General features: G+C 73.8%; 16 protein-coding genes. 3 read left to right on the top strand and 13 right to left on the bottom strand.

Annotated elements, in window-relative coordinates; translation table 11 throughout:
- Nucleotides 1-88 precede the first annotated feature (88 nt).
- On the bottom strand, nt 89-397 hold the full coding sequence (gene groES, locus JEK78_RS13960; RefSeq protein WP_200258969.1) for a co-chaperone GroES: 309 nt from the start codon (nt 395-397) through the stop codon (nt 89-91).
- Between the two features lie 224 nt (nt 398-621).
- Nucleotides 622-1551 (bottom strand): polysaccharide deacetylase family protein, encoded by a 930-nt coding sequence (locus tag JEK78_RS13955; protein WP_200258967.1) that lies wholly within the window; start codon nt 1549-1551, stop codon nt 622-624.
- Between the two features lie 99 nt (nt 1552-1650).
- Between JEK78_RS13955 and JEK78_RS13950 the strand changes: the two genes are divergently transcribed.
- Nucleotides 1651-2877, top strand: a complete 1227-nt coding sequence (locus tag JEK78_RS13950) for a methyltransferase domain-containing protein (RefSeq protein ID WP_242483403.1) — start codon at nt 1651-1653, stop codon at nt 2875-2877.
- On the opposite strand, the gene JEK78_RS13945 is transcribed toward JEK78_RS13950, so the two are convergent.
- From JEK78_RS13945 to tsaB, 4 genes are read right to left on the bottom strand one after another with little or no spacing between them, the layout of a single operon-like run.
- A complete protein-coding gene (locus JEK78_RS13945; protein WP_242483069.1) occupies nt 2825-3160 on the bottom strand; it encodes a hypothetical protein in 336 nt (111 codons plus the stop codon). The two genes, JEK78_RS13950 and JEK78_RS13945, sit on opposite strands and share 53 nt — an antisense overlap.
- The gene (gene tsaD / locus JEK78_RS13940; RefSeq protein WP_200258949.1) at nt 3157-4263 is read right to left on the bottom strand and encodes a tRNA (adenosine(37)-N6)-threonylcarbamoyltransferase complex transferase subunit TsaD; all 1107 of its coding nucleotides are present in this window, start codon (nt 4261-4263) and stop codon (nt 3157-3159) included. The genes JEK78_RS13945 and tsaD overlap by 4 nt, the downstream gene beginning before the upstream one ends.
- The gene (gene rimI, locus JEK78_RS13935) at nt 4256-4741 is read right to left on the bottom strand and encodes a ribosomal protein S18-alanine N-acetyltransferase (protein ID WP_200264157.1); all 486 of its coding nucleotides are present in this window, start codon (nt 4739-4741) and stop codon (nt 4256-4258) included. Before rimI ends, tsaD begins: the two co-directional genes overlap by 8 nt.
- 38 nt (nt 4742-4779) lie before the next feature.
- Complete coding sequence (gene tsaB, locus JEK78_RS13930) at nt 4780-5433, bottom strand: tRNA (adenosine(37)-N6)-threonylcarbamoyltransferase complex dimerization subunit type 1 TsaB (RefSeq protein ID WP_200258946.1); 654 nt, start codon at nt 5431-5433, stop codon at nt 4780-4782.
- Between the two features lie 134 nt (nt 5434-5567).
- Here tsaB and JEK78_RS13925 point away from each other — a divergent pair, with 134 nt between their 5' ends.
- On the top strand, nt 5568-6116 hold the full coding sequence (locus tag JEK78_RS13925; protein ID WP_200258942.1) for a hypothetical protein: 549 nt from the start codon (nt 5568-5570) through the stop codon (nt 6114-6116).
- Between the two features lie 437 nt (nt 6117-6553).
- Here JEK78_RS13925 and JEK78_RS13920 read toward each other — a convergent pair whose 3' ends face one another.
- The 7 genes from JEK78_RS13920 to glmS form a co-directional block, all read right to left on the bottom strand.
- Nucleotides 6554-7033 carry a roadblock/LC7 domain-containing protein gene (locus JEK78_RS13920; RefSeq protein ID WP_200258939.1) on the bottom strand — a complete coding sequence of 160 codons (480 nt, stop codon included), beginning with the start codon at nt 7031-7033 and terminating at the stop codon, nt 6554-6556.
- Nucleotides 7034-7215: 182 nt separating this feature from the next.
- Nucleotides 7216-7740, bottom strand: coding sequence for a tRNA (adenosine(37)-N6)-threonylcarbamoyltransferase complex ATPase subunit type 1 TsaE (tsaE, locus tag JEK78_RS13915; protein ID WP_200258936.1), 525 nt, complete (start codon nt 7738-7740; stop codon nt 7216-7218).
- Nucleotides 7706-8947 (bottom strand): alpha/beta hydrolase, encoded by a 1242-nt coding sequence (locus JEK78_RS13910; RefSeq protein ID WP_200258933.1) that lies wholly within the window; start codon nt 8945-8947, stop codon nt 7706-7708. The genes tsaE and JEK78_RS13910 overlap by 35 nt, the downstream gene beginning before the upstream one ends.
- 82 nt (nt 8948-9029) lie before the next feature.
- Nucleotides 9030-10196, bottom strand: a complete 1167-nt coding sequence (gene alr / locus JEK78_RS13905) for an alanine racemase (RefSeq protein WP_200258931.1) — start codon at nt 10194-10196, stop codon at nt 9030-9032.
- Between the two features lie 138 nt (nt 10197-10334).
- Nucleotides 10335-11768: an NAD(P)H-hydrate dehydratase gene (locus JEK78_RS13900; protein ID WP_200258929.1), complete on the bottom strand. Its 1434-nt coding sequence runs from the start codon at nt 11766-11768 to the stop codon at nt 10335-10337.
- 199 nt (nt 11769-11967) lie between these two features.
- Nucleotides 11968-12339: a holo-ACP synthase gene (locus JEK78_RS13895; RefSeq protein WP_200258926.1), complete on the bottom strand. Its 372-nt coding sequence runs from the start codon at nt 12337-12339 to the stop codon at nt 11968-11970.
- 35 nt (nt 12340-12374) lie between these two features.
- Complete coding sequence (gene glmS, locus JEK78_RS13890; RefSeq protein ID WP_200258923.1) at nt 12375-14222, bottom strand: glutamine--fructose-6-phosphate transaminase (isomerizing); 1848 nt, start codon at nt 14220-14222, stop codon at nt 12375-12377.
- A gap of 204 nt (nt 14223-14426) precedes the next feature.
- On the opposite strand from glmS, the gene coaA reads away from it, so the two are divergent.
- The gene (gene coaA / locus JEK78_RS13885) at nt 14427-15416 is read left to right on the top strand and encodes a type I pantothenate kinase (RefSeq protein ID WP_200258920.1); all 990 of its coding nucleotides are present in this window, start codon (nt 14427-14429) and stop codon (nt 15414-15416) included.
- Nucleotides 15417-15468: the final 52 nt, after the last annotated feature.

Here is a 15468-nt window from a genome sequence, read left to right as displayed (position 1 = left end):
TTGAACGACGCTGCGCCCCGGGCTCCCGGCTACTCATCGATCGCGGGGTGCCAGGGGCGCAGCGGGAAGCGGTGTGCTTCGGGGTGAACTACTTCTCGACGATCGCGAGGACGTCGCGCGCCGAGAGGACGAGGTACTCCTCGTTGTTGTACTTCACCTCGGTGCCGCCGTACTTGCTGTAGAGCACGACGTCGCCGACGGAGACGTCGAGCGGAAGACGGTTGCCTTCCTCGAAGCGGCCGGGGCCCACGGCAAGGACGACGCCCTCCTGGGGCTTCTCCTTGGCGGTGTCAGGAATGACCAGGCCCGAGGCCGTGGTCTGCTCGGCGTCCAGCGGCTGGACCACGATGCGGTCCTCGAGCGGCTTGATGGCAACCTTGGTGCTGGCGGTCGTCACGATCCGACCTCCCCCTTCGGAGATCTCGCGGGGTTGACTGTCTGGGGTGGCGACCAGGTGGATCCGTCGTCGCGGGTGCCGGACCTGCCCGTCGCTGTGTTGGCACTCTCCAACGGGGAGTGCCAGAGCCGAGACTATGACCGCGATTAGCACTCGGTCAAGCGGAGTGCCAAAAGGGCTGCGCGTCGACCGGATCCGTCCCCTCTCGTCCCGCGCGTCGACCGCTAGAGGTAGTCCTCCAGTCGGGCCACCGCGTAGCCCTCGGCCGTGACCTTGTCCAGGAAGCGGCGCACCATGTCGGCCATCGTCCCCGGCCATTGGTCCGGGCCCCGGAAGTGGCTCAGGACGATGTCACCCGGGTGGATGGACCGGTCCCACTCGCGGTACTCCCAACGGTCGACGAAGACCTCCTCGTTCCACAGGGGGACGTGGGTGATGCCGCAGCTCTTCGCGGCGAGCAGGGTGTTCTCGTCGTAGTTGCCGAAGGGCGGCCGGAAGACGGTGGGGCGGACACCGAACCGCTCGTCGAGCACGCGCTGCATCCCGCAGATCTCGGCCTTCTGACCGGCGTGGTCCAGACCCGGCAGGAAGGGGTGGGTGAGCGTGTGGTTGTCCAACGTGACCCCGCCGGCCCGCATCCGCGCGAAGTATCCGTAGTCGTCCTCGACCAGGTAGTCGGTGAGGAAGGCGGTGTAGGGGATGCCGAGTTCGCTCGTCATCCGCAGGAACTCCGGGTCCTTCTCCGCGCCGTCGTCGATGGTGAGGAACACGATCCGCTCCTCGGTCGGGACGGTGGTGAAGACCGGGGGGAGCCCGCGTTCGGCATGCCGGTCGACCTCGAACCCCGGGCGCGTGGTGATCACGGGCTTCACCTCCGGAGGGGGCGGGGCGACCAACGGGACCCCGCGCAGCCCCCAGCGTCGGGCGGCGGCGGCGCGGGCGGTGTACGCCTCCTTCAGGCGTGTCGCGTAGCCGTCCAGGGCGCGCGCGGCGGGGGCCTGGAGTGCCTGCTGGCCGGGGGCGGGTGGGACCCCCGATCCGTCGACACAGCCCGCCACCAGGGCGGTGGCGGCCAGCAGAGCGAGTCCGCCCGAGGTCCGGGAGCACCATGCCCGAGAGTTCCTCTTTTTATAGTTTTGTACGATTACTTCCATGGCTGCGGATCCTCGCAGCGGCCGGTCCGGAATCCCGCCCGACACCGCGACGGCGCCCGCCCCGCCCCCCGACTGGCCCACAATGACCAGGTGAACGACCTGGACACCCTGCGAGCCCTGCGCACCCCCGAAGGCCGAGACCTCCTCGAAGAGGTCCACGGCACCGAACCCGCCGAGGAATTGGCCGTAGCCACGCGGCTGCGCCGCGAGCACCCCGCCGACCTGGTGTCCGCCGCGCTCGCCCAGGACCGACTGCGGCGTCGGGCGAGGGCCAAGTTCGGAGCCGATGACGCGGGGCGCATGTTCTTCACCCCGAACGGGGTGGAGCAGTCGACGCGGGCGAGCGTGGCCGCGCACCGGGCCCGGCGCCTGCGCGAGATGGGGGTGACCTCGGTCGCGGACCTGTGCTGCGGCATCGGCGGGGACGCGCTGGCGCTGGCCCGCGCCGGCATCAGGGTGGTCGCCGTGGACCGGGACCCGGTGACGGCGGCGGTCGCCCGGGCCAACGCCGAGATCCTGGGCCTGGGCGACCTCGTCGACGTGCGGGAGGCGGACGTCACGGAGGTGGACACCGGCGGCTGCGACGCGGTGTTCGTCGATCCGGCGCGACGCGGCGGCCGGTCGACCGGACCACGCCGCTCCGGAGCCCAGGGGGGCCGGGGCGGCGGGCGGGGCTCGGGCGGGCGGATCTTCGACCCCGAGGCCTACTCGCCGCCCCTGTCCTGGGCGATCGACGCGGCCCGCGCGGCGCGTCGGGTCGCCGCGCTCAAGGTGGCGCCCGGCATTCCGCACGAGGTGGTCCCCGAGGACGCGGAGGCCGAGTGGATCTCCGACGGCGGGGACGTCAAGGAGGCGGTGCTGTGGTTCGGAACCGCGCCGGGCAGGGTCCGCGCCACCCTGCTGCCCGGGCCCCGCACCCTGCTCGGCCGGGGACTGCCCGACCCTCCGGTCCGCACTCCCGGACGCTACCTGTACGAACCCGACGGCGCCGTCGTCCGGGCCCACCTGGTCGCCGAGGTCGCCGAGGCGGTGGGGGGCGGCCTGATCGACCCGACGATCGCCTACGTCACGGCGGACGCGCCGCTACCGACCCCGTACGCCACCGCGTACGAGATCACCGACCAGCTGCCGTTCCACGTGAAACGCCTCAAGGCGCTGCTGCGGGAGCGGGAGGTGGGCACGCTCACCGTCAAGAAGCGCGGCTCGGCGGTCGAGCCGGAGGAGCTGCGTCGCCTGGTCAAACCCCGTGGGCCGCGCTCCGCGACCGTGTTCCTCACCCGGGTCTCGGGGGCTCCGGCGATGTTGATCGGACGGCCGCTCCACTGACCTCGCCGCTCGGGGAGCCGTCCGGTTCGCCCTCGGCCACCGACTCGAAACGCCAACGGTGCACCGGCCTGGAGACCAGGAAGGCGTCCGGATCGGGCAACTCCGGCAGTTCGGCGTCGTAGGCGGCGTCCCACCAGGTGACGACGAGGACCCGGTCCCCCGGGGCGCGGAAGGTCTCCCGGCGCACCGGCCGGGCGGCGAGTTCCCGCGCGCGGACCCAGGCCAGCAGATCCTCCCCCCGGCCGGGAACGGCCCGCGCCTCCCACATCAGCGCCACGGTCATCGGTACAGGTTCTCCCCGTCGATCGCGTGGCTGTGACGGTGGCCGTGCGAGGTGGCCTCGGGTGCCGGCACATGCGGATCGGTGACCGGCAGCGAGGAGTCCGCCGACAGGTCCCAGGCCGAGGCGGGCCGATTCCGGGCGACCATCTCGGCGCCCAACGCGGCCACCATGGCGCCGTTGTCGGTGCACAGCTTGGGCCGCGGCACCCGCAGCCGGATGCCGGCGGCCTCACAACGCTCGGCCGCCAGCGCCCGCAGTCGCGAGTTCGCCGCCACCCCACCGCCGACCATCAGGTGGTCGACGCCCTGGTCACGGCAGGCACGGACCGCCTTGCGGGTCAGCACGTCCACGACCGCCTCCTGGAACGAGGCCGCCACGTCCCGCACCGGCACGTCCTCCCCCGCCGCCCGCCGCGCCTCGATCCACCGGGCCACGGCGGTCTTCAGCCCGGAGAACGAGAAGTCGTACGCGGGGTCGCGCGGCCCGGTCAGCCCGCGCGGGAAGGCGATGGCGGCCGGGTCCCCCTCGCGCGCGTACCGGTCGATGACGGGGCCGCCGGGGAAACCCAGGTTCAGCACCCGGGCGATCTTGTCGAAGGCCTCGCCCGCCGCGTCGTCGATGGTGGCGCCCATCGGCCGCACGTCGGAGGTGATGTCGGAGGACAGCAGCAGCGACGAGTGCCCGCCGGAGACCAACAGCGCCATCGTCGGCTCGGGCAGCGGGCCGTGTTCCAACTGGTCGACGCAGATGTGCGAGGCGAGGTGATTGACGCCGTAGAGGGGCTTGCCGAGCGCGTAGGCGTACGCCTTGGCGGCCGACACGCCGACCAGGAGCGCCCCGGCCAGACCCGGCCCCGCGGTGACGGCGACGCCGTCCAAGTCCCGGGCGCGCACGCCCGCCGCCGCGAGGGCGCGCTCGATGGTGGGGACCATCGCCTCCAGATGGGCGCGGCTGGCCACCTCCGGCACGACACCGCCGAAGCGCGCGTGTTCGTCGACACTGGAGGCCACCGCGTCGGCGAGGAGTGTGGTGCCGCGCACGACGCCGACACCGGTCTCGTCACAGGAGGTCTCGATCCCCAGCACCAGGGGTTCGTCAGGCATGCTTCTCGGTTCCTCGGTCGGTTCCCGCCGCGGAGGTGGCGGGGTCGGTCAGGCGCATCACCAGGGCGTCCACGTTCCCCGGCTGGTAGTAGCCGCGGCGAAGGCCGACGTGCTCGAAGCCGAAGCGCTCGTACAGCCGCCGGGCGGGGGCGTTGTCGACGCGGCATTCCAACAGCACTTCGCCACAGTCGAAATCGGCGGCGGCCCGGAGCAGGCGGGTCAGCAGGCGGGACCCGAGGCCCGTTCCCCAATGCTCACGGGCGACCGCGATGGTCTGCACGTCCCCCTGGTCACCGGAGGCGGCCAGGCCCGCGTAGCCGACGATCCGGTCGGCGTGCTCGGCGACCAGATAGGCGCGGGTGGCGTCCGGCCCCCGGGCGTGGGCCAGCTCGGACCAGAACATCCCTCGCGACCACGCGTCCTCGGGGAACAGCGCCCGCTCCAGCGACAGCACCGGGTCGATGTCCCACCAGCGCATCTCGCGCAACTCGACGGCGGCCGGCACGGCGGACCCGGTCACCGGGGGGTGACCACCTTGTAGTCGCGCGGGACCCGCGCGTCGGGCCGGCGCAGATAGAGCGGGCGGGGTCGAGGAAGCGCCTCGCCGGCCGCCAGCCGCTCCGCGGCCAGCCGGGCCAGCGCCGCGGCGGTGGCGTGCTCGGGCTCGCGCGCCCGGGGGAAGACCTCCGGATACATCAGCGCGCCCGCGCCGACGGCCGGCAGCCCGGCCACCCGCTCGGCGATGTCGGCGGGGCGATCGACGGACGGTTCGGTCAGCCGGGTGCGGGAGTCGGCGTAGCGCGCCCAGTAGACCTCCTTGCGTCGGGCGTCGGTCGCCACGACGAAGGGGCCGCCGAGGTCGGCGGCGCGGGCCAGCCCGTCCAGCGTGCACAGCCCGTGGACCGGCACCCCGAGCGCCAGCCCGAACGTCTCGGCGGTCATGAGGCCGACGCGCAGCCCCGTGTACGGTCCCGGACCCACCCCCGCGACGATGTCGGTGACGGAGTCGAGCGTCAGACCGGTCTCGGCGAGCAGCCGGTCGATCGCGGGCAGCAGCAGTTCGCCGTGGCGGCGGGCGTCCACCTGGCTCGACGAGGCGACGACGTCCGCGCCGTCGTGCAGGGCGACGGAGACGGCGGGTGTGGCGGTATCCAGAGCGAGCAAGAGCACACGAACAGCGTACGGCGCGCCGGGCCCTCTGTCGGCCGCCACGTCCGCGCGGCCCGCTGCTGCTACCGTCGCCGAGACAGGGGGAACGCCGCAGGAGGCGTCCGGAGGGACGTCCGACACCAAGGTGGTCGCCAGTGGGAAGCAGCAGTTCGGCGGCCGTGGTCGCGCTCACCGCGGCGGCCCTGGCCACCGTCGGGTTCCTCGGCCACCGGGCCTCGGAGAACGTCCCGGCGGAGCTGCGCGAGCCGGAGTCGTCCGCCTCTCCCTCGGCGGTCGCGGCCCGGCGGGCCGACGCCGACCCGACCGCCCTGCCCCTCGAATCCGGCTCGGGCGAACGCGTGGTGTACGCACTCGACGACGACCGGGTGTGGCTCGTCGGGCCGAACGGGAAGACCCGGCGCACGTTCCGGGTCGTCCCGAGCACGGTCGACCCGCCGCCGGGCGAGTACGCGGTCACGTCCCGGTCCAACCGGGTCACCGGCTCCGACGGCGTCCCGGTGGAACACGTCGTACGGTTCGCCGACGTCGAGGGCGTGGTCGTCGGGTTCAGCGCGGCGGTGGACGGCTCCACTCCGAAGCCGGATCCGGGGCTGCGGACCGGTGGCATCCGCGAATCGCGAGCGGACGGCGAGGCCATGTGGCAGTTCGCGACGATCGGTCAGCAGGTCGTCGTCGTCCGCTGAACGGGTCCCGGCGAGGCTCCCGGTCGGGTCGTCAGGCGGCCCTCGCGCTCGGTCCGGGCCGCGGCGGCCTCGGACGGCGCTGTTCCGCATCGCGCGGCGGTGTGGAGACCGCTCTCGCGGCGGCACAGGACGCGAGCAACTCGCCCATCGACACCGCGGGCGGGGTCTGAGGTCCGGGACCGGACATGTCGCCTCCTGAGAATCGACGGCCAACGTAGTTAGGCAAACCTAACTACGACTGAGCCACCATGTGACCACGGGCGGCACATCGAAGGCAACACGTTCCCGACGTTCCGTCGGAAAACCGCAAGGCGCCGATCCCACCGGATACCGGCGGACCGCGCCACGCCCGGAGGGATCCACACGGGTCGACCCGCGGACGCCCGACCACACGGCGACCTCCAGGCCGGCCCGGACCCGCCCCCACCGGGGGAGGGTCAGTCGCCGAGGAGCGCCCTGAGGTCGCCCTCGGTGATCTCGGGCATGGCGGCCCCACCGGCGGGCCCGGTCCGCTCGGACATCGCCCGCAGGGCTCCGGCGAGATCCGAGTCGGCCCTCTCCACCCGGAGCCGGACCAGGCCCGAGGAGGAACGCTCGTCGAACGCGACGAGCAGCAGGGCCCGGTTCGCCACGATCGAGAGGTGGAGGTGATCCCGTCGCCCCTCGTGGCACATCACCAAGAGCTCGCGCTCCCGGATCAGCTCGGCCGGCCCGTCGACGGCGTCGACACTGCCCGCGGTCAGCGCGGCGAGGGAGGTCGTGTCGTACCGCTCGGCCTCGCCCGCGGCCCCCAGGAGCCCGCCACTCCCGTCGACCAGGAGGACCCCCTTGGCTCGGGCGTCCTGCCGAAGGCGGTGCAGGAGGCGCCGCACGGTCTCGATCTCCTCGGCATCGTGCACGGAGTCCGCTGTCGTCATGGGTGAGCCCTCCCGGCGCCGTCGAAAGGCGGGCCCCGATCGGACCGGCCGCCGCTCACCCTATCCAGTCGGTCACCCTTCGCGCGCACGCCGGCACTCTGCGTGGCCACCGGGGGTGTCAAGCAGTCGGCGGGCACCGCCGCGGGGGCTCGGGCTCACGGAAAGAGGCTCGGGCGAGGAGGTCAGTCGGCGAGACCGGCCAGGTCCACCCCGGCCCAACGCGCGCCGAGCCCGACGAGGGTCACCCGGCGCAGCTCGTCGGAGGTGTCCCCGACCGCGCGGTCGATGGTCAGGTGGAGTCGGTCGTCGGCCAGCTCCTCCACCTTCCCCTCTCCCCACTCCACCACGACCACCGACTCCGGCAGCGACACGTCCAGATCGAGGTCCTCCATCTCGTCCAGCCCCCCCGGCAGACGGTAGGCGTCGACGTGGACCAGCGCGGGACCGTCGCCGAGCGGCGGGTGCGCGCGAGCGATCACGAAGGTGGGGGAGGTCACGGCGCCACGCACTCCCAGCCCCTCGCCCAACCCCCGGGTGAGCGTCGTCTTGCCCGCCCCCAGTTCCCCGGAGAGCATCACCAGATCCCCGGCGCGCAACAGTCGGGCCAGGGCGCGCCCCAGATCCCGCATCCGCTCCGGAGAGGTGACGGTGATCTCGACGGCACGCCTCGGGTCAGCGGGGCGGTGCGGTGCTGCCGGTGTCTCCATAGCCGTCCACGGTATCCGCTGCCGGCGCCCCGGCACGCGCCGCGCCCACGCGGGCCAGCAGATCGGCGAGACGGTCGGTGACCGCGTCCGGGTGCTCCAGCATCACGAGATGCCCGGCGTCGGGCACCAGCACCAGCTCGGCCTCCGGCAGGGACCGGGCGATGGCCTCGCTGTGCTCGCTGGGGGTGACCAGGTCGTGCACCCCGGCCAGGACCAGCACCGGCAGCCCGACGAAGCGGGCCAGCGCCGCGGCCTTGTCGTGGTCGTCGAAGGCCGGGTAGTACTCGGCGACGACGTCGACGGGTGTGGACTCGATCATCCGCTCGGCGAAACGCGCCACGACCGGGTCGACGTCCCGGGAGGCGAACGAGTAGCGCTTGACGATCCCGGCGAACAGGTCGGCGGTCGCCCGCCGGCCCCTCTCCACCAGGTCCGCGCGCCGCCCGAGCGCCTTGAGGACCCCGGGAAGCACCTTGCGCAGGGCGTTCACCCCGGCCACCGGCAGCCCGAAGTTCACCTCGCCCAGTCGTCCGGGGGAGGTGCCGACCAAGGCGACCGCGACCACCCGGTCGCGGATCAGCTCCGGGAACAGGTCCGCCAGGGCCATCACCGTCATGCCGCCCATGGAGTGGCCGACCAGCACGATCGGACCCTCGGGGACGGCCGCCTCCAGCACCGCCCCGAGGTCCCGGCCGAGCCGGTCGATGCTGACCGGCTCGGCCGGCCCGGCGCCGCCCCGCCCCGATCGACCGTGGCCGCGCTGGTCCCAGTGCACCGTCCGCACGACTCCGCGCAAGGCGGCGCGCTGGAAGTGCCAGGAGTCCTGATGGAGACAGTAGCCATGGCTGAAGACGACCGTGACCGGCTCGGGACACCGGCCACCGAACAGGCGCCGCCGCCGATCCTCGGAGCCGATCTCCGGGTCGACGTCGTCGACCTCGTAGTACAGCTCGGCTCCGTCGTCCGCGCGCACGCGGCCGGGGGCACCGCGAAGGGTGCCGTAGGGGCCCGCCGAGTCCAGCGCGAGGCGGGCCCGCCGGCGCACCTCGCGGCCGACGGCGAGCCGCTCTATCGCGACCCCCGCCGCCGCGCCGGCGGCGAGGACGCCTATGGCGGCGCCGACGACCCCGGTCGCCCGACGGCGCCCGCCGTGCGCCGCGGCGGAGACGGCGGACACCGCCGCGGACCTCGCCCTGCCCTCGCTCACCCGCCGCTCCTCTTCTCGCCGCCCCCGGTCGTCGGCACCGGCCGCGCCGTCGGAACACCCGCGACCGGCCGGCGCCCGCGCCTCACTCGCCCACGTAGACGCGCGGCACCCGGCTCCCGATGCGGGTGACGATCTCGTAGCCGATGGTGCCGGCCGCACGGGCCCAGTCCTCGGCCGTCGGCTCCCCGCGATCCCCCGGCCCGAACAACACCGCCTCCGTGCCGGGAGGAGGGGCGTCCCCTCCGAGATCGACGACGAACTGGTCCATGGCGATCCGGCCGGCGACCGTCCGCCACTTGCCGTCGACCAGGACCGGCCCCCCGGCGGAGGCGTGCCGGGGGACCCCGTCGGCGTACCCCAGGGGGACGAGACCGAGGGTGGTCCGCCCGGAGGTGGTATAGCGGTGCCCGTAGGACACCCCGTGACCGCCGGGTACGTGCTTGACCAGAGCCAACGAGGCGGAGAGCGTCATCGCCGGCCGCAGCCCGAAGTCGGCGGACGTGCCCAGCTCCGGGCTGGGCGAGATCCCGTACATGGCGATGCCCGCGCGGACCAGGTCGAAGCGCGCGTCGGGGAGGGTGAGCGCGGCCGGCGAGTTGGCGATGTGTCGGACCTCCGGCCGTACGCCGCGCTCCTCGGCGTACGTCGTCATCTGGCGGAAGAGACCGAGCTGGGCGGCGATCGACGGATGACCGGGTTCGTCGGCGCAGGCGAAGTGCGACCAGAGCCCGGTGACCCTGACCACGCCCTCCGCCTCCGCCCGCCGGGCGGCCCGGACCAGCGCGGCCCAGTCCTCGCCGGGCTGACAGCCGTTGCGGCCGAGGCCGGTGTCCGCCTTGAGCTGCACCCGGGCCGTACGGCCCGCGTCCCGAGCGGCCCGGACCACCTCGGTCAACGCCCACAGACCGCTGACCGACACGTCCAGATCGGCCTCGACCGCCTCGCGCCACGGGCCACCGGGCGTCCAGAGCCAGCACATGATCCGCAGGTCCTGCGGCAGACCGGCGTTTGCCCGCAGCGCGAGAGCCTCCTCGGGCGTGGCGGTGCCGACCCAGGTCGCGCCGGCGGCGACCGCCGCCCTGGCACAGGGCGCGGCCCCGTGGCCGTACCCGTCGGCCTTGACCACGGCCATCACCTGGGCGCCGGGCACCAGGGCGCGCAGGGTCCGCACGTTGGCTCGCAGCGCGGACAGATCGATCTCGGCGCGGGCCCGCGGGGCGGGCGTCCGCAGGAGTGCAGTCTCGTTCATCGCGCATCAGTGTCGCAGAGAGGCCCGGGGGGACCGCGCCTTCTCGGCGCCGTGACATCGGACACCGGCGGAGCGCCGGCGCCCCACACACGCGCCCACGCGCCGCGGGCCGTCCGGTTCGTCGGACGGCCGCGCGCCTCAGACACCCCGCACGTCGCGCCATGCCGCCGGGATCGCCTCCGCCACCTCGTGCGCCCCGATCGGACCGCCTCGGGCCGCCCGGCGCCCCGCCAGGCCGTGCAGGTAGGCGGCGACGCTGCCGGCGTCACGGGCGGACAGGCCCGACGCGAGCAGCGAGCCGGCGAGGCCGGACAGGACGTCGCCACTGCCGGCGGTCGCCAGCCAGGGCGTGCCGGTGGCGTTGACCCGCACCGGCCCGCCGCCCGGGTCGGCGACCAACGTGGTGGACCCCTTGAGCAGAACGGTCGCACGGTAGCGGGCGGCGAGTTCGCGGGCGGCCGACAGCCGCGCCGCCTCGACCTTCCCCCGGCTCACTCCGAGCAGCGCGGCGGCCTCCCCGCAGTGCGGGGTCAGCAGCGTCGGCGCCGTACGCGCCCGCACGGCCGCGACGTCCGCCAGCCGCAGACCGTCGGCGTCGATCAGGACCGGCACGTCGGCGGCGACCACGGCGGCGGTCGTGTCCTGGTCGTCGCCGAGGCCGGGCCCCACCACCCACGCCTGGACCCGCCCCGCGCCCTTGGGACCCCGATCCGAGACGAGCGTCTCCGGGAAACGCGCGATCACGTCGCCCCCCGAGGGGCCGACGTACCGCACCGCGCCCGCGCCGGCTCGGAGCGCGCCGGCCACGGCGAGCACGGCCGCTCCCGGATAGCGCGCCGAGCCCGCCGCGACACCGACCACGCCGCGCCGGTACTTGTCGCTGTCGTGGCCCGGCACCGGGAGCACCCCGGCCACGTCGGCGTGCTGGAGCGCCTCCAGCACCGGGTCGGCGGGCAGCCTCAACCCGATGTCGACGAGCCGGACGGTCCCGGCGTGCCCGCGCCCGGGGTCGATCAGCAGCCCGGGCTTGTGCGCGCCGAAGGTCACCGTCAGGTCCGCCGACAGCACCGCTCCCGGCACCTCCCCCGTGTCGGCGTCGACACCGCTGGGCAGATCGACGGCGACGACCGCCGCCCGGGACCTGGCCACGGCCTCGGCCGGCGCCCGCGCGTCCGGGCGGAGCCCCCCGCTCCCCCCGATCCCCACGATGCCGTCCAGCACCAGATCGGCACGCTCGATCGTCCCCGTCGCCGCTGCCGGCGGTGTGAGTGTGCCGCCGGCGCGGAGCAGCGCGGCGAGCCCGCCGGGGTGGACGCGGTCCGGACGCAGCGGGACGGCCGTCACCCCGGCGCCCCGACGGGCCAGACGGGCCCCGGCGTGAAGGGCGTCGCCGCCGTTGTCGCCGGTGCCGACCAGGAGCACCACCCGACTCCCGTAGACCCGCCCGAGCAGGTCGGCGCAGGCCGCGGCGAGTCCGGCCGCGGCCCGCGACATCAACGTCCCCTCGGGAAGCGCCGCCATCGCGTCGCTCTCCACCGCCCTGACCGTCTCCACGCTGTAAGCAGTTCGCATGGGGCAGAGTCTTCCCCGCCCGGCGCGGAGCGCGTCACGCCACCCGGTGGCACACCACCCTTTCGCCAGGGCGCCCCTGCTCCGCGAGAGGCCGGCCCCTCCATGGCCCCGTCGCCGCGTGCTTCGCCGCCGACGGCGCCCGGGGCCGTGCCTTCCTCCGCCGTCCGTCGTCTCCGGTGAACGGTGGCCGGGCACGGCGTCAACCCTCGGCGATCACCACGGCGGAGGCGACGCCGGCGTCGTGGCTCAACGAGACATGCCACGTGACCACTCCCAGCTCCGCCGCGCGCGCCGCCACCGTGCCGGTCACGCGCAGTCGGGGGCGTCCGCCGTCCTCGACCCAGACCTCGGCGTCCGTCCACTGCAGACCGGCCGGCGCGCCCAGCGCCTTGGCCAGCGCCTCCTTGGCGGCGAAGCGCGCGGCGAGCGAGGCGACCCCGCGCCGCTCGCCGTCCGGCAGCGTCAGTTCGCTCGTCAGGAAGAGCCGGTCGGCCAGTGCCGGGGTCCGTCGCAGGGACGCCCCGAACCTCTCGATCTCCGCCACGTCGATGCCGACCCCGATGATGCCCATGGCGTGCACCCTACGGCCGGCCCCCTTCCCGGCGGTTACTCGACCGTCACGGACTTGGCGAGGTTGCGCGGCTGGTCCACGTCGTTGCCCCGGGCGGTGGCCAGTTCGCAGGCGAAGACCTGGAGCGGGACGGTGGCGACCAGCGGTTGCAGCAGGGTGGGGGTGGCCGGGACGCGGATCAGGTGGTCGGCGTAAGGGACGACCGCCTCGTCGCCCTCCTCGGCGATCACGATGGTGCGGGCGCCGCGGGCCCGGATCTCCTGGATGTTGGAGACGATCTTGTCGTGCAGGACCGAGCGGCCCCGAGGCGACGGGACGACGACGACCACCGGCAGGTCGTCTTCGATCAGGGCGATCGGCCCGTGCTTGAGTTCCCCGGCCGCGAAGCCCTCGGCGTGCATGTAGGCCAACTCCTTGAGCTTGAGCGCGCCTTCGAGGGCCACCGGGTGGCCGACGTGCCGCCCGAGGAAGAGCACGGTGTCCTTGGAGGCCAGCGAGCGGGCCAGCTCCCGCACCGGGCCCATGGTGTCGAGGACCCGTTCCAGCGCCGCGGGGATCTTGGCCAGGTCGCGCACGACCGCGCGGATCTCGTCGCCCCACTGGGTGCCGCGCACCTGCCCCAGGTAGAGGGCGACCAGGTAGCAGGCGACGAGCTGGGTCAAGAACGCCTTGGTCGAGGCGACGGCGGTCTCGGGTCCGGCGTAGGTGTACAGGACGGCGTCCGACTCGCGGGGGATGGTCGAGCCGTTGGTGTTGCAGATCGCCAGTACCCTGGCGCCCTGTTCGCGGGCGTGACGCAGCGCCATGAGGGTGTCCATGGTCTCGCCCGACTGGGAGACGGCGATCACCAGGGTCCGGTGGTCCAGGATCGGGTCGCGGTACCGGAACTCGCTGGCCAACTCGACCTCGCAGGGAACCCGCGTCCAGTGCTCGATGGCGTACTTGGCGATCAGCCCGGAGTGGAACGCGGTGCCGCAGGCGACGATGACGACCTTGTCCGTCTCGCGCAGTTCGGCATCGGCGATGCGAACCTCGTCGAGGAAGAGCGAGCCGGTGTCGTCGACACGGCCGAGGAGGGTGTCGGCGACGGCCTTCGGCTGCTCGGCGATCTCCTTGAGCATGAAGTGGTCGAATCCCGCCTTCTCGGCCGCCGAGGCGTCCCAGTCGACGTGGTAGGACCGGGTCTCGGCGGGCGCGCCGTCGAAGCCGGTCACCGTGGCGCCGTCGGCGCGCAGCTCGACCACCTGGTCCTGGCCCAGCTCCACGGCGTGCCGGGTGTGGGCGATGAAGGCGGCCACGTCGGAGGCGAGGAAGGCCTCGCCCTCGCCCACGCCGACGACCAGCGGTGAGTTCCGTCGTGCCCCCACCACCACGTCCGGTACGTCGGCGTGCACCGCCACCAGGGTGAACGCCCCCGCCAGACGCCGGCACACCAGGCGCATCGCCTCCGCCGGGTCGGCACCGGCGGAGGACTCCTCGGCGAGGAGGTACGCGACCACCTCCGTGTCCGTCTCCGAGGCCAGGTCGTGCCCGCGGGCGGTCAACTCGGCCCGCAGCGCGGCGAAGTTCTCGATGATGCCGTTGTGCACGACGGCGACCCGACCGCCGGAGTCCAGGTGAGGGTGGGCGTTGGCGTCGGTGGGGGCACCGTGCGTGGCCCAGCGGGTGTGACCGATGCCGACGGCGCCGGCGGGCAACGGGCGCTCGGCGAGTTCCTTGTCGAGGTTGACCAGCTTGCCGGCGCGCTTGGCCGCGGCGACCTGACCGTCCGCGAGCACGGCGACGCCGGCGGAGTCGTAGCCGCGGTACTCAAGCCGCCTCAGACCCGCCACCACGACATCGAGCGCCGATCGCGCCCCCACATATCCCACGATTCCGCACATGAACGCCAGCCTACGATCACGTTCCGCGGTCAGGCTGTCACCACTTGCGCGTATGCGGAAATTCCCACTCCGGAACGAACCGACCCGACCGCCCCCCTCGCGAGCGGTCGCCCGTCGAAGCCCGACCGGGGCGGAACGGACCGGCCGGCGCCGGCGTGACGCACCCCACCTGCCGAGGCTCCCGAAGTCCGTTAACAATGGAATGTGATCTCTTCCGCCTCCCCGACCCCCCGGAGCGCCCCCCGGCACCGGCCCGAGGCGACCCCCTACGTCGACCTCACTCGTGCGGAGTGGAGCGCCCTGCGCGAGAAGACCCCGCTGCCCCTGAGCGCCGAGGAGGTCGAGAAGCTGCGTGGCCTGGGCGACGTGATCGACCTCGACGAGGTCCGGGACATCTACCTTCCGTTGTCCCGCCTGCTCAATCTCTACGTGGGGGCCACCGCCGGACTGAGGACGGCGCTCAACACCTTCCTCGGCGAACAGGGCTCCCAGTCGGGAACGCCGTTCGTGATAGGCGTGGCCGGGTCCGTCGCCGTCGGCAAGTCCACCGTGGCGCGGCTGCTCCAGGCCCTGCTGTCCCGCTGGCCGGAGCACCCGCGCGTGGAGCTGGTCACCACCGACGGCTTCCTCTTCCCCACCCGGGAACTCCAGGCCAGGGGCCTGCTCTCCCGCAAGGGCTTCCCCGAGTCCTACGACCGCCGCGCCCTCACCCGCTTCGTCGCCGACATCAAGGCGGGCAAGGACGAGGTGACCGCCCCCGTCTACTCCCACCTGATCTACGACATCGTCCCCGGCCGGAAGCTCGTGGTGCGCCGGCCCGACATCCTGATCGTCGAGGGCCTCAACGTGTTGCAGCCCGCGCAGCCGGGCAAGGACGGCCGGACCCGGGTGGGGCTCGCCGACTACTTCGACTTCAGCGTGTACGTCGACGCCCGCCCCGAGGACATCGAGCGCTGGTACCTCAGCCGCTTCCGGAAGCTGCGCGCGACCGCCTTCCAGAACCCGTCCTCGTACTTCCGTCGGTACACCCAGGTGTCCGAGGAGGAGGCGTTGGAGTACGCGCGCACCACTTGGCGGACCATCAACCACCCGAACCTCATGCAGAACGTGGCCCCGACCCGAGGCCGCGCCACGCTGATCCTCCGCAAGGGCCCCGACCACAAGGTGCAGCGGCTCAGCCTGCGCAAGCTCTGAGCGCCGCGAGGGCCCCTCCGGCGAGGAGGCCCCTCGCGGCGAGGGGCCGGAC

The sequence above is a fragment of the Streptomyces sp. HSG2 genome, assembly GCF_016598575.1.
Taxonomy (GTDB): domain Bacteria; phylum Actinomycetota; class Actinomycetes; order Streptomycetales; family Streptomycetaceae; genus Streptomyces.
The sequence above is the reverse complement of the archived record's forward strand: the minus strand, read 5'-3'. Positions and strand labels throughout refer to the sequence as shown.